Source organism: Acinetobacter sp. GQ146 (genome assembly GCF_059758585.1).
Window position 1 is genome coordinate 1 of sequence record NZ_JCAXDV010000008.1, and the last position, 18,639, is coordinate 18,639.

Genomic DNA, 18,639 nt, shown 5'->3' on the forward strand with positions numbered 1-18,639 from the left:
TAATGTCGTAATTATAAAGTTTGCCGTATAGTATAAAAAATTAGCGACTATAGCCAGTGCTGATCTTAAATTTAGGGCACTTTGTGACATAAATTGGCAATGAAACTTTTAAAGTTAATCTCAGGAAATAAACATTTCTAGTTAAGAAATAATCGTTTATTACATAATAATTAAATGAATTTAATATTACTTAATCAGTAGAATTTGATGCACTTTGAAGTTAAGAGTAATATTACAATAAAACAAACAACTCTAATACATTGTTTTTTATATATATTTAATTTAAACATGCGTCAAAGTGGTCTTTTTTAAAGCCTTTATTTAGATTGATTATCATTTACTTAGATGTATTTCATGCAATTGAATAACAAATATCAATAAAAGCAATTGTTAGTTCAGTACTTTTTTGCCTAAAATACGTCATGAGTAATTAAAACCATATTTTTAGGTAGCTGTCGCCATGACCTTTGTTGTCACTGAAAACTGTATTAAATGTAAATATCAAGACTGCGTAGAAGTTTGCCCTGTTGACTGTTTCTACGAAGGTCCTAACTTCTTGGTGATCAACCCGGATGAATGTATCGACTGCGCATTGTGTGAACCAGAATGTCCAGCAAATGCCATTTTCTCAGAAGATGAATTACCAGAAGGTCAAGAAGTCTTTATTGAGCTAAATGCTGAACTTGCACAAAAATGGCCAAACATTACTCAAATCGGTGACCAACCTGCGGACCGTGAAGAATGGAATGGTAAAGCAGACAAGTTACAATACTTGGAAAAATAAGCCTTAAAAAAGATCAGCAATTGTGCTGATCTTTTTTTATACCAAAAGCACACATTTGATTGCAAAATTTCCAAATTTACTTAAGTATTTTCGATTAAAATAAGCAACTATATTTCTAAGCATTTGATTTTTCATACATGAAGCATTTTTTCAAGGGTTTGCTCGGCTTGAGTATGATCCCTTTGGTTATGATTGGATGCAGCTCATCTCCTCATAAATCTGTGCAAGGCACTCCTCATGGTAAGCGTATTTACATACCTCAAGAGCGTGTCATTATCGAACGCCCTATTCCACCAAAGATCATTCCTTATACCTATAATAGCTGGGTTGCAGTAAGTAACAACTTAAGAAATGTGCGTGAGTACGAGATTTTCTTAGACAAAAATAATGTCGGGAACATTGTTCCTAGCTTCGAATTGTTAAGAACAGCACGTGACTGGCAAAAATGTGGTCGCTCGCAATATATGATCCCAACACGTGAATTATGGAATAACTTAATTCCGACGCTACGTGTATTTAAATATTTAGTTGCAGCGAAGGTACTCACGGATTTTGAAGTGACCTCGGTGTATCGCGACTTGCCCCTCAATCAATGTGCTGGTGGTGCGAGTTCTTCTCGTCATCTATTCAACTCCGCAATCGACTTTCGTATCGGACCTGAATACCCACAACCTGAAGATTATGCCTATATTGAACATACTAAATTTAAACTCTGCCAGTTCTGGGAACAGCACGGTCAAAGTTTAAATATGGGCTTAGGCTTATACTCATCTGGACAAATTCACATCGACACTCAAGGTTATCGTACTTGGGGACCAGATTTGAGCCGCTACTCATCCATGTGTAATTATTAAATGCTGAATTTCGCAGAGGTCTTTGACCTCTGTTTTTATTTTCATTGATTAATTTAGACAGAGAATTGCACTCTGTCTAGAAAAGTTTAAAATGCACTGATTCAAATTTTAGGCGCCAAGATTATGCAAAAAATGTGGTCAGAGATCGATAATTTTATCGATACACATTTAATTCCAGAAGATCCTATTCTTTTACAAACACTTGAAAATACAGCTCAAAAAGGCTTTCCTGACCACCTTGCTGTTGCGCCAAATCAAGGAATGCTTTTACAAATGTTGATTCAGATGAATCAATGTAAACGTGTGCTTGAACTCGGAACCTTTGCCGCTTATAGCACCATGTGGTTAGCGCGCGCCTTACCTGAAGATGGGTATATTCTCACCATTGAAGGTCGAGATACACATGCCGCACTCGGTCAAGAAAATATTGACCGTGCAAATTTACCCCAAACGGTTGAATTAAAAGTCGGACGCGCAGCAGATGTGCTTAAAGCCTTACCTGCGGATTTTGAACCTTTCGATTTTATTTTTATCGATGCAGATAAACAAAGTTATCCTGAATATCTTGAGCTGAGCTTGAGTTTATCGCATTCCGGTACGGTGATTGTACTCGACAATGTGATTCGTGCAGGCGACATTATCAATCCAGATAATCACAAACCAAGTATCGAGGGTTTACGCGAAACCTTTGCACGCCTTCAAAATCATCCAAAACTCTTGTCTTGCACTGCGCTGCAAACTGTAGGGAGTAAAGGTCATGATGGTTTCGCAATTGCGATTGTAAAATAACCGATAGCGAGCAAAAAACAACCTTCTGTATTTTCACTTTAAAATACAGACGTTTACATATCCTATCCATATAGTTATCCACATATAATGCGGATAACTATATTCAACACTCAATGTTTCAATATTTACTTCGCTACTAAAAGCGGTACTGTTGAATTCCTGAATATAGTGGTGGTAATACTGCCTAAGAAGAATTGATGAAGCTTGCTATGGCTAAATGCGCCCATGACAATTAATTTAATATCATGTTCTCGCTGATAATCCAAGATGTTTTCTGAAACATCACCATAACGATATTCAACCACTACATCTAAGCCAGCATCTCTTAAATATTGTGAAGGGTCATTTAGTATTTCAGGATGATCACCCACATACAGTAAATGACATTGCAATAAGCGCAATAAATCACTTTGTGCAATGCGATGCATCATCTTCACACAAGTAGGCGAATACTCGTAAGCAAAAATAAAACGTGTCGGAGGAACAAAGTTTTCTCCTACTGTTAAAACGGTACTACTCACACCACGAATAAAGTTTTCGACATTGCCACCGATCGGTTTGTTACGTTCTGCTGAGCGCTCCCCTACACGACCAATAACCGCAATATCATCCTCTTGGAGCACATGAAAACTTTGTTCTAGGAAATCCCCTTTTTCTTGTATATGGGTTGCTTCTAGGTCATATTTTTCTTTGACCATTTCAGAAATGTGGTTGAGTAAATTATTACTGTAATCCAGTGCCAATTGGCTTTGTTTTTGTTCAAGCTCAGCGAGTTCTTTCAGTAACATGGCATTACTTTCAAAGCCAATCACCCCACTGATTTCACCTAAATGGTAGCTTGCGGGATAGTAATCTAACACTTGTAATAACACGAGTTCGCGTTGAGTTTGTTTTGCGATCCAAGCCGCGGCTTCAGCGACCGCATTAATGCAAGGAGAAGAATCTATACAAGCTATTACCCGTTTCATTGTATGCCTCTCAATTAGCCTCTGGGGACTATAGGTCTAGTTGTTGACTCTAAACTTAGCACATCTATATGAGAGTTGGCATCTTTTGTGTAACCGAGAGTGATGAAAAATAAACAATTATTCTATTCACGGTAACGAATAAAGCGAGCTGGGTTACCCGCGACAATCTCTCTTTCCGCAACATCTTTGGTGACCATACTTTGCATGCCGACTATGGCATGATCCGCTATATTCACCCCATCTTTGACCCCAACGTGAGCACCGAGCCAGACATCTCGTCCAATTTCGATCCCTTGCGAACGTACGGGTTGCTGATAAATAGGCTGATCGAGTTGCATCCCATGATCAAATGCATACAAGTGGCTATATGCAGCAATACGAACCTGATCATGCAATTTAATCCCTGCACGCCCACCATCTAAAATGCAATGATGATTGATGGCGACTTCATTGCCGATGTCCAAAGGACCATGCAAGGTACAATCTGCAGCAATAAAGCAGTTATCACCAATGCGAATGGTCCGCCCACGTTCGGCAAAAATATGTGCCAAGGGAGAAATAAAACAGTTTTGACCAATCTCTACCGTTTCCATTTCTCTTAAATATTGTTGATATTCATTCTGCCATTGCTCCGCCCAAGCACGGTGTTTCGGTTTTAAACTCCAGTACAGCCAAGGCATGTAATTGAGTCGATGCTTATGCTGCTCACGATATTTTAATAATGGATCTTGCTCAGTCATGTTGCTCTTCTACCACCTTGAGTTGCTCTCTGCCACGGGTCACATCACGAATTTTATCCATTAATTCTGCAATCTGATGAACCTGTAATTGAATTTGTACGCTGACTCCATCTGCGGTGTATTGTTCCTGATAGTCAATGCTTTGCTGATTTAACTCGTATTGAAAAATCGGCCATTCTGAAAACTGACAGGCAAAATGCGCTACTTTCTTTTCAATCAGTTCAATTTTCTCTGCCAATAGTAGCGCTTGACCTGCACACCCACCATACGCACGCACTAAACCGCCAGTGCCGAGTTTCACTCCACCATACCAACGATTCACCATCACTAACACATTGGTCAGCTCATTGCCTTCTATGGTGGCAAGAATCGGACGTCCAGCTGTCCCCGAAGGCTCCCCATCATCATTAAAGCGGACTTGATGCCCAATCTTCCACGCCCAACATTGATGCGTCGTGGTTAAATCACGATTTTCCTCGAGAAAAGCCTTCACCTCCTGCTCGTTTTCTACAGGCACAGCAAACGCTTGAAATCGACTTTTTTTGATTTCTTCTTCATAAGTAACTTGGGCAGCAATGGTAAATGGCATATCAGACAGGAAATAACAGATAGAAAAAAGTAAGGTTCAATACTATATTGAAACACAAGCCTAAGAAAAAACCTCCATTTCAATGGAGGTTTTTATACGAATTATCATCAAACCTTGTGATTAGACCATGAAGTCTTCGCCCAAGTAGACCTGACGCACTGTTTCATTTTCCAAGATTTCTTGCGGTGTACCTTCAGCAATTACAGAACCTTCACTGACAATATAAGCACGCTCACAAATCGCCAAGGTTTCACGCACGTTGTGGTCGGTAATCAACACCCCAATGCCACGATCTTTGAGCGTACGAATAATGTCTTTGATGTCATTGACTGAAATTGGATCGACCCCAGCAAAAGGTTCATCAAGCAACATAAATTTCGGATCTGCTGCCAAAGCACGGGCAATTTCCGCACGACGGCGCTCACCACCCGACACACTCATGCCTAAAGAATCTTTAATATGCGTGATTTTAAAGTCCGCCAATAATTCCACTAAACGCTGTTGACGTTGTTGCTTGTTTAAATCTTTACGGGTTTCCAAAATCGCCATGATATTTTCAGAAATGGTCAGTTTTCTAAAAATAGAAGCTTCTTGCGGTAAATAGCCAATACCCTTGCGCGCGCGCTCATGCATGGCAAGATCGGACATATCCAAATCATCCAGATGAATTTCACCCTTATCCATACGTACCAGTCCTACCACCATATAGAAACTGGTGGTTTTACCCGCACCATTCGGACCAAGCAAGCCCACAATCTGCCCGCTTTGCATGCTAAAAGAAACGTCTTTGACGACCCAACGTTTGCTGTAATTTTTGGCAAGATGCTTAATACAAAGCGTTTGTGTTGCAGTATCAACTTGTTCCATTAATCACGCGCTCCTGGGAAGGATTTAGTACTTGAAGATGGAATCACAATTTGTACACGACCTGATGATGAACCTGTGCTGTTTGGTGTTCCTATCGCTTCAATATCCCCTTTATTCATACTGTATTTCAGGGTATTCCCGCGAATACTCGCGCCATCTTGTTCCAACAATGCACCACCAGACATGGTGATGATGCCTGTTTCAGCGTTATACACAATTTTTTGGGCCTGACCTTTGGCTAAGCCCTTATTGGCATCGAGCTGCTGTTGGAAACGCGCAGGTGAACCCGATGCAGTAATTGAACTGATTTGTTTTTTCTGGTTTAGATTAGCAACAATTGACGCTGCCTGTAAACGCATGGTGCCCTGCTCAATAATGACATTGCCTGAATAAGTGGTGATGCCTGTTTTTTCATTAAAGGTCGCGCGGTCAGCCACCAAGGAAATCGGCTGATTGCGATCTGAAGGAATCGCAAAAGCAGAAGATGCAGCCATAATAACGATACTGAGTACTGCCGCTTTTTTAAGGAAAGCTTTATGAGCTTGAAACTTAAGATTTTGGTTCATACTTTCCTCGAATATTAAAAAATTCGTATTGACCATCATTCAAATTGGCTTTCAATCCCTGACTGATAAATTCTGCCTGAGGAGATTGAACAGTCACTTGATGATCTGTTTCAATGACACGTGTTTGTGGAAATGCTGTCAGTTCATCTGTCAGAAATTGCATTTTCCCTTGCCCTTGATCAAGCAATTTAGTTGCAACAACTTGCTGGGACAGAATGACTTTTTTATTGTCCTCATACCCATTGGCTTGTTTGGCAAAAAAAGTCGCATCAACCGCGCCATTTTTATACATAGAAGCATTCAAGTTTTCGAGCTTAGAGGTTTGCTTTTGCATATCTTGCTCCAGTCGGTCGACTTGAGCACGGACATAGAGATTTCCAGCATCATCGGTTTGGGTTAAATTAATTTTTTCTGCCGAATAGGTCATACTCCGTGCAGATTCAATTTCTAATTTATTTCCCTTACCGCTGTAATAGTAATAACCACCACTTACAGCAGCAATTGCAATCGCCGTGATATATAAAACTTTGGTATCCATAAGTGTGGTTCTTCACTAAAAACAATTATGTACGTATATAAACATTAATGCGGGATTGAAATAAATTTTTCAAGTAGCTCTTGGTAAGTACCTTTTGCCATCAGGAGCATATCGCAGATTTCACGCACAGCACCACGACCACCCATGGCCTGAGTAACCAAGTCAGCACGGCGACGTACTTCAACATGACCATTGGGTACAGTGACTTTCATACCTGCAATTGCAAAAGCAGACAGATCGGGCCAATCATCCCCCATGTACAGACAGTCTTCAGGAGAAAGATTTAATTGTGCACAGGCTTCACGTAAAGCCACACCTTTATCTTCACGCCCTTGGAAAACCAAGTCTACACCCAAGTCCGACATTCGTTTTTCAACAATATTGCTTTTACGCCCAGTGATAATAATCACTTTAATGCCTGACTTTTGCACCAATTTCATGCCTAAACCATCACGAATATCAAAGGATTTTATTTCATCCCCTGTATTGGTTAAGGTCACAAAACCATCACTTAAAATCCCATCGACATCTAACACTAACGCTTGAATATGACGTGCTTGTTCTAATAACACATAAGATGCCATGGATTAATTTACCCCTGCTTGAATTAGGTCATGCATGCTAATTACACCAATCACTTTATTGGCATTATCAACCACCACAAATTGGTTAATTTTTTTATCGCGTAATTTCTCTAAGGCCTGCACAGCACGTGCTTCCTGTGAAATTGTCGCTGGATGTTGAATCATTACTTGCGAAACTGGAAGATTGACATCAAAACCTTGCTGTTTGTCGATGAGACGACGTAAATCCCCATCGGTAAAAATCCCCAATAAACGATCTTCACTGTCTACAACTGTGGTTAAACCCAAACGCTTGTTTGAAATTTCATATAACACTTTATTCATTGGGGTTTCAGGTGCAACCTTTGGCAGCTCATTGCCTGTATGCATTAAGTGTTTTACATGCAACAACAAACGCTTGCCCAAAGCACCCGCAGGATGCGAACGCGCAAAATCATCAGCGGTAAAGCCACGCGCTTCCAATAAAGCCACGGCCAAAGCATCACCCAAAGCTAAGGTTGCAGTCGTACTCGAAGTTGGGGCCAAACCAAGTGGACAAGCCTCTTGAATATTGCCCAAAGTCAGTGCCACATCTGCATTTTGTGGCATAGGCCCTGTATCGTCACCACTGATGGTAATTAAAGGCACTTCAAGATGTTTAATCAATGGCATGAGCATCATGATTTCATCACTCTTGCCCGAGTTTGAAATCGCAATCAGTACATCACCACGTACCAACATACCCAAATCACCATGTCCAGCTTCACCTGGATGCATAAAGAAAGATGGTGTACCCGTAGAAGCAAAGGTTGCCGCCATTTTACGACCAATATGACCAGACTTACCCATGCCTGTCACAACCAAGCGACCTTTGCACTGTAAAATAATTTCGCAAGCACGACTAAAACGCTCATCAATTTGAGTGGCTAAAACGCCTAATGCTTGTTCTTCTATGCGCAAAGTTTCTAATGCGGCTTTTTGAAAATCGATTGGATTCGGCATGGTTTGTAGATTCAACGTTGGCAACCTTAAACTCAATATGAGCTTATTTTAGGGTATTTAATCATTAATCCAATAATGATTTACCCTGTATCAAGTAAAAAAGAATTTTCGCAATTTTATCATATCTATGCAATTCACACGTTTCTAAATGTATAAGTTTTCACTTGCTTATAAAAATAACGCATAAAACTTTGTGAATCATGGACCTTACGTTATGATGAACCATCTTTTTGTTATCGCAATATGAAAGCCCTATGCAACCTTTTGTTCTATACAATTCAGAGCAACGTAAAAAAGTAGAATTTGTGCCACGTAAAGAAGGTCATATCGATATGTATGTCTGTGGTATGACCGTTTACGATTACTGTCATATCGGGCACGCACGTGTGATGGTTGCATTCGACTACATTATTCGCTTTTTGCGTAGTCAGGGCTGGAATGTCAAATACGTCCGCAACATTACCGACATTGACGACAAAATTATTAAACGCGCCAATGAAAATGGTGAAAGTATTACTGCTCTGACAGATCGCTTTATTCAGGCGATGAATGAAGATGCAGAAAACTTGGGCTGTTTACATCCTGATGAAGCGCCACGTGCCACTGACTATATTGACCAAATGCAAAGCATGATTGGGAACTTAGTCGATAAAGGTACAGCTTACCCTGCCAGCAATGGCGATGTGTATTTCCAAGTTGAAAAATTTGCCAAATATGGTCGTCTCTCTGGTCGCAAGCTTGAAGATATGCAAGCAGGTGCTTCAGAGCGCGTCGATGTTGAAGTAGAAAAGAAACATCCATTTGACTTTGTATTGTGGAAACACGCCAAAGAAAATGAACCGGCTTGGGCTTCACCATGGGGTAATGGACGTCCGGGTTGGCATATTGAATGTTCAGCAATGTCGACGTGCTGCCTAGGCAACCATTTTGATATTCACGGTGGTGGTTCTGACTTAATGTTCCCGCATCATGAAAATGAAATTGCCCAAAGTGAAGCTTCGACGGGTGAACAATATGTGAACTATTGGATGCATGTTGGCTTCATTAATGTTGATGGCGAGAAAATGTCAAAGTCATTAGGCAACTTCTTTACCATCCGTGATGTAATGGATAAATTCCATCCCGAAGTGATTCGCTACTTCATTGTGTCTTCACACTACCGTAGCCCTGTGAACTTCTCTGATGTAGCCTTAAAAGAAGCAAAAACGACCTTAAGCCGTTTCTATCATTCATTTAAAGCGTATCAACAAGTTTATGGCAACCATTTAGTTGAACAATTAGATGACACTCTGGTTGAACGCTTTAATGCTGCAATGCGTGACGACTTTAATACCGCAGAAGCAATTGCTGTCCTGTTTGAAATCAACAAAGAACTAAATCGCGCTGTAAAAGAAGAAAATGCTGAACAAGCTGCTGTCTTCTATGCAACACTTCGTCACCTCACCAACATTTTAGGTTTGGTTCAGCATGATGTTGAAGAGTTTTTAAAATCGGATATTGGTCAAGAAGCTTTAGGCTTGTCTGAATCTGAAATTGAAGATTTGATTCAACAGCGCCAAGATGCGAAAAAAGCCAAAGATTTTGCTAAGGCAGATGACATTCGCCAGTCTTTACTGGACCAAGGTGTAGTCTTAGAAGATACCCGTCAAGGTACTGTATGGCGTCGTGCTGATTAATTCAGCAGTTGTGCATATAGAGAGTTGACAGCTTATTAAAACTCTCTATAATGCACATCCATATTGCGGGAATAGCTCAGTTGGTAGAGCACAACCTTGCCAAGGTTGGGGTCGCGAGTTCGAGTCTCGTTTCCCGCTCCAAAATACGAAAAAGCCCTCATCGAAAGATGGGGGCTTTTTTCTTATTGTTTTTTAATAAATTTATTTATCATCAGAAATTCTTACACTCCAAAAAGCAACATTACAAAACTCCCCTTTTTTTAGTTTTCAACTATTCTGCTGGTAGATTGCTTGGCGCTCAACAGCTTTGTTGTACAAAGACTTATAAGCTAAATCTTTCCTATATCACTTACATTAAAGTCAGAACCAGAGGGTGAGATTACCCTAATTCTGTGAATTTATTTAAGACTACAATACCTCACATGCACTTGGTTAATCTGACTTGAAAAGTACTTTGCCAATAATTTATCACCGAATAATCTAGTGCTACTCAAATCAAGACCACAAATTTAAAAAAGCTCTGCTCAAAACCTGTGACCATGCGTAAAGAGAGTCAAAATAGAGATTTGATTACAAGACAGCATTGAATAGCGATATCGGAATAAGTTTGATTACAACCACATCCATTATGGAATAACCAACTCGACCACAAGTTCATTTACAACCACTCTCGCAGCCCTAGCCTCACCAAGTCAAAAGACTAAACCACTACCATTGTCCTAAAATTGGTGTGAATAATTGATTAAAAAACGATGCTGATCCCAATCTTTACGAGTCATACCGTTAATTTTTTCTCCCAACTGCCCTTTTTTAAACTTTGAGTCGTAGTTTAAGTAAGAGTAGCGAATATCCATGTTCTTCACCCAAGGAATGGCATAACTTAACGTTAAATCCAAGAATTTCTCTTTTCCTTCAAGATCACTACTAATATTGCTTTGATGCGCTCCAAAACCGTAAATATATTTAGCTTCTGTTTTTAGACCTTTAATCGTATCCTTCCAATCATACTTAAGCCGAAATGCAATAGCTGTTTCATCATTATTAGTAAAATCAGGTCCAATGCTTGAAGAGGTAGGAAATGGATTTGTACCATGGTCTTGCGTTAAAACATTGGCACGATCAGAAGATGTAGAAAAACTATCTTCCAACCAAAAACCATCAAATTTAGAAATAGCAAATCCCGCCTCAACATTCTGCTTTGACCAATTCAGATCCAAGAAATATCCTCGCCCTCGGTTATCAATCTCTTGCCCTTTAACGCAATCTAAATCAAATTCAGCACCACATTTGAACAAATTGCCATTATCACGAGAAAAAAATGCACCACTACTCAAGCGCCAATTGTTCTCTGCCACCGGAAGTTTGTATTGAAGTATTACGCCATACTTCTCCAAATAGTTTTTGCTTTTTAGATATTCCGCTGCAATACTCACATTCTGAGCCTGATATAATCCACCAATGACGCCAACATAAGAAATTCGTTCATTATTATCTGTGACCAATTTTTCAAAAGAATCCATACTGCGTGGCTTCCACCGATCATAATAAGAAATATAGGTCTTTACCTGATCATTAAGTTTTAACTTCATACTAGCTCCTGAGAATGTATCAGGAACTGCACGATTCGTTGTACTTTTAAGTAGTATTGAATCTTGCATTTGGCGCCCGACTTTAATCTCACCAATCTCTAAAATTTTGGCCTTAAGAAACAGTTGACCCAAAGTTGCAAAATTTTGATCTAATTTTCCATTTGGCTGAAGTTCTAATAATTGGGTTGTAGGTTTACCTGAGTCGAATAATTTCATCACTGCATACAACGATCCATCCATCCCCAACCAGTTTGCCCAGTAGTTAGATCGATAATTAAATTCAGCCCCTAACGCACTTTGCTCATAGCCGACTTCAGCAGGGTGAGCATTATTTAAGGTCGGATGAGCTATCCCTTCATCATTCCAATAACGAGTATTTAGTTTTAGTTCTAATGTACCCAAATGAGATGGCTGTTCTGCATTACTCCATGTACATATAAAACAGCCCACCACCCCACATAAAATATATGGATTCATTTAAAGTTCCTTTTTTTAGGCATGAATGACCTTTTGCCTAACTTTTATCGTTAGGCAAAATTCACCCTAGAGAGTCAAAAAGTTGTTTAAGGAGAGAGTTTTTCGAGCATTTGACCTTTGGTTTCTATGGCAAACCAGAACGTCACAAGCCCACCAACTAATGCAACCACAGCCAAGACACTAAAAACATATTGGATACCATAACCCGATACTACAAGCCCAACCATGAGTGGTCCAATTGCAGATCCCGCACGTAACCAAGCTGTACTAAATCCAATCCCCATGGCTCTTAGTCTGGTTGGATATAATTCGGCAGCATATAAATACAAAGAGAAAGAAATGGTCTGTAAAATTGCATAACTTAAAGATGCCAGAACAACAACCTCTGTAGCTGTTTTCGCCCCAAGTATAGACAGACTCATTAATGGAATGATGGCTAGAAAGAATGCCGCAGTATACCAAGGGCGACGCCCCACTTTATCAATCATTAACGCGCAGATGATCGAAGCAATAACCCCAACACCAGAAGTAATCCAACCGTAGCCTAAACTGGTTTGTAGAGATAAACCAAAATGTTGCTTATAAAGTGATGGTAGCCATGTCACCATTGCATTGTTCACCATATAGACACAAAACCACATACCCCAGAGCGTGAACGTACGCTTACGATAGATCCCTCTAAACAATTCACGCCAATCAGTTTTTGCCATAGATTGTGGATTAATTTCCTTCACAATTGGCTCAGGTAGAACTTTTCCACTTTTTACAGCCCCTTGTTCAAAAAGCGTTACTACACGGTCGGCCTCTTCAAAACGCCCTTTCGACGCTAACCAGCGCGGGGATTCTTTTAAGAAAAATCGTAAAGGAATAACCAACACTGAGGGAATAAGCCCGACGATAAACATGACCTTCCAGCCGTATATAGGCATTAAGAAATAAGCAGCCATTCCTGCAAACATCAATCCCAAAGGAAATAAAACTTCGTACAATAAGAAAAACTTGCCTCGTTTTTCCGCACCAATAAACTCATTAATATAAGCACTAGCGACAGGCACCTCCCCACCCGTTCCGACCCCCTGAAAGAATCGAAAGATTAATAATGATAGGCCACTCCAGGCAAATAAACAGGCGATGTCCATCGCAACAAAAAGCAGGATGGTAAATGAGAGAACTTTTAACCGACCGACCTTTTCAGCCAGTGATCCAAAGAAAACAGCACCAAATAATTGACCAACATATCCAGCAGCAATAATTGCGCCTACATATGCAGGGGTTAAATGCCATTCGCTAATCAGTTGAGGTAAAGCGAAGGCAATTGCGAGCACAGTATAGGCATCAAAAAATGTTGCTATACCAATCGTGACTCGCATAAATTGCAAGCGTCGCGTCACAGGAATTCGTTCTAGTCTTGCAATAATTTCAGCATTTTTTTGTTGATGATGATGAATTAACTCCATGTCTGCTAGATTTGTCATCCTCAATCTCCTTATCAACTACGTTCCTCGTAGTTTCTTTGTTATTCGCTGCAACTACCTGTCACCAGCAATGTCGTACTTTTTAATTATTATTTTTAGTTCATGTCCGAAATTTGCCTCAGGCAGCGTACATGATAAAAGGGCTAACGTAAAATGTTAGCCCTTATAGTATTAAGCAACCGCCTGTTTTTCAGACACTTTAGCAATACCCGCTAATCGCATCGCTTCATGAATCTCTTGCTCTGCTCCTTCTGCTAGCGGCAATAATGGCGAACGTACTGTTGCATGATCCAAAATTCCACGTGCAACCAGCGCATGCTTTAATGCCACCGTTCCTTCCATATGTGAACCACGATGGTAGACATTACGTGTCACTGGCAAAAGTTGATCATGAATCGCACGGGCTTTTGCATAATCTTTAGCCTTACCCGCTTTAATCATTTCAATTAAAAGTTCTGGCGCGATATTGCCATACCCGACTAATGCACCATCTACATCAAACATGGTATGTAATAGATATTCATCGTGACAGGTTAGAATTTGTAAATCTGGGCGTTCACGACGAATAATTGGAATTTCCACATCCCAACGACGCATATTACGCACGCCATTCTTCATCGCAAAAACACCTGGTTGAGCCGAAATATCCAATAAAGTATCTAAGTCATAAGTGGCTTTAGTCGCATCTGGATATTGGAAAAGAATGGAAGGTAGACCGCTCTCTTCATAAATAGCCTTATAACGATCCTGTGGAGCACCTTTTTGATAACCAAAACGTAACCAGCCATGTGATGGATAAACCAGACCAGCAGCGGCGCCAGCTTCAACTGCACGCTTAGCTTCTTGTGCAGCAACTTCAGTTCCTTCTAAAGTAATTCCTGCAATGACTGGAATCTTGTTATCTACCGACTTAACAAAACTTTCAATGACTTGTTGCTGCTCTTTTTGAGAGAGGAATGTACCTTCCCCTGCATGCCCCAGAACAACCAAACCTTTAACTCCATCAATGCTACCAAGCCAAGAACCTAGTCGTTGGATCGCAGCATGGTCAACAGCACCATCACGAGTAAATGGAGTCACAGGGGCTGGTGTTAAACCGCGTAAATCAATGCTCATCTTTTGCATCCTTGTAAATCATCAAGTTAAAGTTATAAAATTAATATAATTCAATAATTTAATTGAATATTTAAACTTTATGATTAAAGTATAGGATGTATCATTTTTTTCGAGAATCCGTTATTTTCTTATTTCAGCTATACTGAATTGGTATATCTCACAGGAGGGATTAAGTGAACTACATGCAATGGAAATTATTCTTAGATGCAAATGATTTAGGTAGTTTAAGTAAAGTGGCTCAGTTTTATAACAGCAGCCAACCGCACATCAGTCGACAATTACAAGAGTTAGAAGATTTCTGTGGTGGACGCTTATTTCATCGTACAGGTCGAGGGGTCACTCTCACGGATTTAGGCTTATTCTTACTTCCTAAAATCCGTCATTGGGTCAAACTCACTGAACAATTACAAAATGATATTCACCATTCGAGTAAGAATTTAATCGGTAAAGTGCGAATTGGTAGCATTCCCTCCACTGCTCACCCACTACTTACAACTGTTAGTCATCGACTTAAAAAGGAATATCCTCAAATCGAACTCTCAGTACGTGAAGGTCAAGGTGTCTTATTAGAAAAATGGCTTGAAGAAGGATCTGTCGATTTATCTTTACACTATCGATTTAATTCCGCTTCACAAAATGGAGATTTATATTTAGCGGAAGTAGAAACTTATTTAGTTGGCAAAAAAGAAGATCCTTTATTAAAAAATATGAGCATCAATTTTGCACAGCTTGATGGATTACCTTTAGTTACTTTTTGCAGACCAAATAGTTGGGTCACTCATTTAGAAAATATTGCACGCCAAAAACAAACCACCCTTAATATTGCTTTTGAAGCCGACTCCATCAGTATGCAAATGCATTTAATTGAAAGTGGCAATTATTATGGCATTTTAGGCCCTCAAGCAATTAAAAACCATGCCCCCGATAAGGGACTTACCGCAGTCAAAATCATAGATCCCAATATTAAACGCTATTTATCGTTATCCATGTCACCACATACTTATTTAACACCACCCTGTCGAAAAGTGATTGATATAATCAAAGATATATTGAAGTCAGGTGACCTCGATTTTTCTAGTGTCAGAGATGATTCTTTAAATTAGTAAAAGAATCTGATTTAAATAGCTCGCTATTTAACTATCTCCCTTAAATTCAAGCACTAAAATTGATGGCCATTGTAGTCAGCGATTGGTGACAATATTCAGCTTGATGTTTTTTATACCCTGCGAAGCAGTACTTCTCATTTTATAAGCAGGAGAAATCCACCACGACTCTTTGGAGATCGAATCGTAATCTCAAGATGCTTTAATCTTTTACAGAAAGAGAAATAATCAGAAGCGCTTCAATTAAATCCACATGATTCAATCAAGCCTTAAACCAAACCATCGACCATACATCAAGACCATCAAAATAAAGCTTTAATCATTAAATACCTTGAATAGCCACATCTAAATAGGTTTGATTTTGACCTTGTTTTCCACCCGATTAGCCACACCACGATCCAGTGGAATCAAACCAAATGCTGATATTCCCATGAGGGATTAGCATTCGGTTGCAAGAAGACCAATTCGCTGTACGGTAAATTTCGATACAGGCTTATTCATTTGAAAATTATATAGCTACATAAGCGTTTATGGACAGGTTTATACAACAAAGTCGAATAGCGCTCATTGAGTTAATTCAATTTTTAATCTTTGCACAATTTTACTGCTATAAACAAACCATTAAAAAGGTGGCAACTGCACATTGCTGTACAGTGCCACCTTGTTCAATTAATGCATTTTTAATTGCGGACGAGAAGACTTAGACAAAATATCTTTTAACATCAAAATACTGGTTTTAAATAAGCCGTGCAGTGCTATTTGATGAAATCTGTATAAAGACATATACATGACACGCGCCAAAAATCCTTCAATGTTGATATTTCCCATCACATGCCCAACACTATTCCGATCACTTAAAGACACCAATGATCCTTTGTCTTTAAAAACAAATTCAGGAAGTGGCTGACCCATTACATATGCATATAATGCTTTTTCTAAAAAAATGGCTTGTTGATTAGCAACTTGAGCGCGCGGTGCCAAAGGACGATCCTGACCGTGTGGGGTAAAGCTTGCACAATCGCCCATAGCAAAAATGCTCTCATCACATGTCGTTTGCAAGGTAGGTTTAACGATGAGCTGATTAATCCGATTGGTTTCTAGCCCTGCAATATTATTTAAAAAATCGGGAGCTTTAATCCCTGCTGACCATACTTTTAAATCGGCTGACAGTTGTGATCCATCATCGAAATAAATATTCGTTTCATCAATTTTCTTCACACGACTCTTGGTTCTGACATAAATTCCCATATTGAGCAATTCAATCTCGGCCAGATTTGAAATTTTTGGATTCAGTGCGGGCAATATACGATCAGTCGCCTCAATTAATGTGATTTGCACATTATCTGGCTCAATACTGTCTAGGCCATAGCGACAGAATTGATGCGCAGCAAAATGTAATTCTGCCGCCAATTCAACCCCTGTAGCACCTGCGCCAATAATGGCAATATTGAGTAAGCTTGGCTTATCATTTTCAATCAAGCTGTTCGCTTGTGCTTGCAAATATAAATTTAAAAACTCTTTTTGCAAGTAATCTGCCTGAGCGCGTGAGTCTAAACGCACACAATTTTCTTTAGCCCCTTCCGTATTAAAATCATTTGAAGTCGAGCCAACTGCAACCACCAAAATATCATACGACAGTGAACGGCTAGGTGCGATTTTTTCACCATGATGAGAACTTAATTCTTCAAGTTGTATCGTTTTATGCGTCCGATCAATATTGATCATCTTACCCAAGAAAAATTCAAAATTATTTTTATTGGCATGCGCAAAATAATTCAGTTCATCTTCATGAGAATTTAAAGTACCAGACGCCACTTCATGTAAAAGTGGTTTCCAGATATGCGTCAAAGCAGCATCCACCAAGATAATCTCGGCCTTATTTTTTTTCCCCAAGCGATTCCCTAGACGAGTGGCAAGCTCAAGCCCACCAGCTCCCCCACCCACAATCACAATACGCTTTCTAGGATGTCCGATTTCTATTTTGTTATACAGCATTGTTGTCGCTCCAATTGTTTGATGAATACAAAACGTACGATTCATATTCATCAAGCAATTGTTTAGGCATTTAAACTCAAGAAGTTGTTTCAAAATGTATCCTACTATAAAAAGATAAAAAAAGATGATAGTCAACATTTTATTTAGAAATAAATGAAACACACAAACATAAAATACTGTTTTTAATATATATTTTATTTAAAAATACTAAACTCGAGACTTGAAATGGGTGATTAACTATTGACATTTAAATTTTTCAATTATTTTTAAGATTTAGAATCATAGGATTCCAAACGCACTTTCTCAGCTCTTGCAATGTTCAATCACAATAAATATCAATAAAATTAAGATTCTAGGCACATGCTTTCCTAACCAAATGGTTAAGAAAGTCGAATAAATTAATAAATAAACATTCAACAATTAAATTTGAATGTTCTCATCTTTGTTTTTTTGAATATTTTTATTTCATATACTTCATACAAAACCGCTTTAAACTTCATGGTTATGATTGATCGTCGAGCAAAAAGACCTTCATGCTCAGAGCTTAAAATGCCTAAGATATTGCAAGCCATTCTCAAAATGAGCATTGAACTTTGAAGTAAAAGTTGAGACTTTAAGGGCTAAATTGAAATGAATAAAAGATAGCTAAATTGAGCAGTTCAGGCCCCATTAAACCCTCTCTGAATAGCCACTAGAATTCTAGACAATAAAAAAGCCCGACATCCTGTTGGGCTTTTTCGTATTGGTTCACTTGGTATAACTCCTGTCATACCTCACGTCCTGGTGTCGCACTTATCATTATTATTTTATGTGTTGGAACATCCTGTTCTCTATATCCTCATCATATAAAAAATCCCCATAGTGGCCTAGACGCAATGGTCTTTAATTCATGTCAGCCTGAGCGTACAACATTGCTCAAAACTTACCCCAAGGTTTATCCGCAGAAAT

The 18,639-nt window shown here is 39.2% G+C and carries 17 protein-coding genes and 1 tRNA gene; 6 read left to right on the top strand and 12 right to left on the bottom strand.

Features of this window, described 5'->3' with window-relative positions; all coding sequences use genetic code 11:
- The first annotated feature begins 460 nt into the window (after positions 1-460).
- From fdxA to AC6CHI_RS12655, 3 genes are all read left to right on the top strand, one after another.
- The gene (fdxA, locus tag AC6CHI_RS12645; protein WP_004938070.1) at positions 461-784 is read left to right on the top strand and encodes a ferredoxin FdxA; all 324 of its coding nucleotides are present in this window, start codon (positions 461-463) and stop codon (positions 782-784) included.
- Positions 785-921: 137 nt separating this feature from the next.
- Positions 922-1,638, top strand: a complete 717-nt coding sequence (locus tag AC6CHI_RS12650) for a peptidase M15 (RefSeq protein WP_498121653.1) — start codon at positions 922-924, stop codon at positions 1,636-1,638.
- Between the two features lie 123 nt (positions 1,639-1,761).
- Complete coding sequence (locus AC6CHI_RS12655; RefSeq protein ID WP_498121655.1) at positions 1,762-2,427, top strand: O-methyltransferase; 666 nt, start codon at positions 1,762-1,764, stop codon at positions 2,425-2,427.
- 125 nt (positions 2,428-2,552) lie between these two features.
- Here AC6CHI_RS12655 and AC6CHI_RS12660 read toward each other — a convergent pair whose 3' ends face one another.
- The 8 genes from AC6CHI_RS12660 to AC6CHI_RS12695 form a co-directional block, all read right to left on the bottom strand.
- Positions 2,553-3,395 carry a universal stress protein gene (locus AC6CHI_RS12660; RefSeq protein ID WP_458892431.1) on the bottom strand — a complete coding sequence of 281 codons (843 nt, stop codon included), beginning with the start codon at positions 3,393-3,395 and terminating at the stop codon, positions 2,553-2,555.
- 122 nt (positions 3,396-3,517) lie between these two features.
- Positions 3,518-4,135, bottom strand: coding sequence for a DapH/DapD/GlmU-related protein (locus AC6CHI_RS12665; protein WP_498121657.1), 618 nt, complete (start codon positions 4,133-4,135; stop codon positions 3,518-3,520).
- The gene (locus AC6CHI_RS12670; RefSeq protein ID WP_498121659.1) at positions 4,128-4,724 is read right to left on the bottom strand and encodes an IMPACT family protein; all 597 of its coding nucleotides are present in this window, start codon (positions 4,722-4,724) and stop codon (positions 4,128-4,130) included. Before AC6CHI_RS12670 ends, AC6CHI_RS12665 begins: the two co-directional genes overlap by 8 nt.
- Before the next feature lie 120 nt (positions 4,725-4,844).
- Complete coding sequence (gene lptB / locus AC6CHI_RS12675) at positions 4,845-5,591, bottom strand: LPS export ABC transporter ATP-binding protein (protein WP_458892428.1); 747 nt, start codon at positions 5,589-5,591, stop codon at positions 4,845-4,847.
- On the bottom strand, positions 5,591-6,157 hold the full coding sequence (gene lptA / locus AC6CHI_RS12680; RefSeq protein ID WP_498121661.1) for a lipopolysaccharide transport periplasmic protein LptA: 567 nt from the start codon (positions 6,155-6,157) through the stop codon (positions 5,591-5,593). Before lptA ends, lptB begins: the two co-directional genes overlap by 1 nt.
- The gene (lptC, locus tag AC6CHI_RS12685) at positions 6,141-6,695 is read right to left on the bottom strand and encodes an LPS export ABC transporter periplasmic protein LptC (RefSeq protein WP_458892426.1); all 555 of its coding nucleotides are present in this window, start codon (positions 6,693-6,695) and stop codon (positions 6,141-6,143) included. The genes lptA and lptC overlap by 17 nt, the downstream gene beginning before the upstream one ends.
- Positions 6,696-6,739: 44 nt before the next feature.
- Positions 6,740-7,279 (bottom strand): KdsC family phosphatase, encoded by a 540-nt coding sequence (locus tag AC6CHI_RS12690; protein ID WP_458892425.1) that lies wholly within the window; start codon positions 7,277-7,279, stop codon positions 6,740-6,742.
- 3 nt (positions 7,280-7,282) lie between these two features.
- Positions 7,283-8,260 carry a KpsF/GutQ family sugar-phosphate isomerase gene (locus AC6CHI_RS12695; RefSeq protein WP_498121881.1) on the bottom strand — a complete coding sequence of 326 codons (978 nt, stop codon included), beginning with the start codon at positions 8,258-8,260 and terminating at the stop codon, positions 7,283-7,285.
- Between the two features lie 254 nt (positions 8,261-8,514).
- Between AC6CHI_RS12695 and cysS the strand changes: the two genes are divergently transcribed.
- Positions 8,515-9,936, top strand: a complete 1,422-nt coding sequence (gene cysS / locus AC6CHI_RS12700; protein ID WP_498121662.1) for a cysteine--tRNA ligase — start codon at positions 8,515-8,517, stop codon at positions 9,934-9,936.
- A 65-nt stretch (positions 9,937-10,001) separates the two neighbouring features.
- Positions 10,002-10,077: transfer RNA gene (locus AC6CHI_RS12705), tRNA-Gly, on the top strand.
- A 578-nt stretch (positions 10,078-10,655) separates the two neighbouring features.
- Here AC6CHI_RS12705 and AC6CHI_RS12710 read toward each other — a convergent pair.
- From AC6CHI_RS12710 to AC6CHI_RS12720, 3 genes are all read right to left on the bottom strand, one after another.
- Positions 10,656-12,002, bottom strand: a complete 1,347-nt coding sequence (locus tag AC6CHI_RS12710; RefSeq protein WP_498121663.1) for an OprD family outer membrane porin — start codon at positions 12,000-12,002, stop codon at positions 10,656-10,658.
- A gap of 86 nt (positions 12,003-12,088) precedes the next feature.
- A complete protein-coding gene (locus AC6CHI_RS12715) occupies positions 12,089-13,477 on the bottom strand; it encodes an MFS transporter (RefSeq protein ID WP_498121665.1) in 1,389 nt (462 codons plus the stop codon).
- A gap of 171 nt (positions 13,478-13,648) precedes the next feature.
- The gene (locus AC6CHI_RS12720) at positions 13,649-14,593 is read right to left on the bottom strand and encodes a dihydrodipicolinate synthase family protein (protein WP_458892421.1); all 945 of its coding nucleotides are present in this window, start codon (positions 14,591-14,593) and stop codon (positions 13,649-13,651) included.
- Positions 14,594-14,766: 173 nt separating this feature from the next.
- Between AC6CHI_RS12720 and AC6CHI_RS12725 the strand changes: the two genes are divergently transcribed.
- Complete coding sequence (locus AC6CHI_RS12725) at positions 14,767-15,696, top strand: LysR family transcriptional regulator (RefSeq protein ID WP_498121667.1); 930 nt, start codon at positions 14,767-14,769, stop codon at positions 15,694-15,696.
- 669 nt (positions 15,697-16,365) lie between these two features.
- Here AC6CHI_RS12725 and AC6CHI_RS12730 read toward each other — a convergent pair.
- Entirely contained in the window at positions 16,366-17,691 is a 1,326-nt protein-coding gene (locus AC6CHI_RS12730; RefSeq protein WP_498121668.1) for an NAD(P)/FAD-dependent oxidoreductase, read from the bottom strand.
- Positions 17,692-18,639: the final 948 nt, after the last annotated feature.

Coding starts and splice junctions, on each gene's coding strand:
- AC6CHI_RS12655 (WP_498121655.1), top strand. CDS start 1,762: ATGCAAAAAATGTGGTCAGAGATCGATAATTTTATCGATACACATTTA.
- lptB (WP_458892428.1), bottom strand. CDS start 5,591: ATGGAACAAGTTGATACTGCAACACAAACGCTTTGTATTAAGCATCTT.
- fdxA (WP_004938070.1), top strand. CDS start 461: ATGACCTTTGTTGTCACTGAAAACTGTATTAAATGTAAATATCAAGAC.
- AC6CHI_RS12690 (WP_458892425.1), bottom strand. CDS start 7,279: ATGGCATCTTATGTGTTATTAGAACAAGCACGTCATATTCAAGCGTTA.
- AC6CHI_RS12665 (WP_498121657.1), bottom strand. CDS start 4,135: ATGACTGAGCAAGATCCATTATTAAAATATCGTGAGCAGCATAAGCAT.
- AC6CHI_RS12720 (WP_458892421.1), bottom strand. CDS start 14,593: ATGAGCATTGATTTACGCGGTTTAACACCAGCCCCTGTGACTCCATTT.
- AC6CHI_RS12660 (WP_458892431.1), bottom strand. CDS start 3,395: ATGAAACGGGTAATAGCTTGTATAGATTCTTCTCCTTGCATTAATGCG.
- lptC (WP_458892426.1), bottom strand. CDS start 6,695: ATGGATACCAAAGTTTTATATATCACGGCGATTGCAATTGCTGCTGTA.
- AC6CHI_RS12695 (WP_498121881.1), bottom strand. CDS start 8,260: ATGCCGAATCCAATCGATTTTCAAAAAGCCGCATTAGAAACTTTGCGC.
- AC6CHI_RS12730 (WP_498121668.1), bottom strand. CDS start 17,691: ATGCTGTATAACAAAATAGAAATCGGACATCCTAGAAAGCGTATTGTG.
- cysS (WP_498121662.1), top strand. CDS start 8,515: ATGCAACCTTTTGTTCTATACAATTCAGAGCAACGTAAAAAAGTAGAA.
- AC6CHI_RS12650 (WP_498121653.1), top strand. CDS start 922: ATGAAGCATTTTTTCAAGGGTTTGCTCGGCTTGAGTATGATCCCTTTG.
- AC6CHI_RS12710 (WP_498121663.1), bottom strand. CDS start 12,002: ATGAATCCATATATTTTATGTGGGGTGGTGGGCTGTTTTATATGTACA.
- AC6CHI_RS12715 (WP_498121665.1), bottom strand. CDS start 13,477: ATGACAAATCTAGCAGACATGGAGTTAATTCATCATCATCAACAAAAA.
- AC6CHI_RS12670 (WP_498121659.1), bottom strand. CDS start 4,724: ATGCCATTTACCATTGCTGCCCAAGTTACTTATGAAGAAGAAATCAAA.
- lptA (WP_498121661.1), bottom strand. CDS start 6,157: ATGAACCAAAATCTTAAGTTTCAAGCTCATAAAGCTTTCCTTAAAAAA.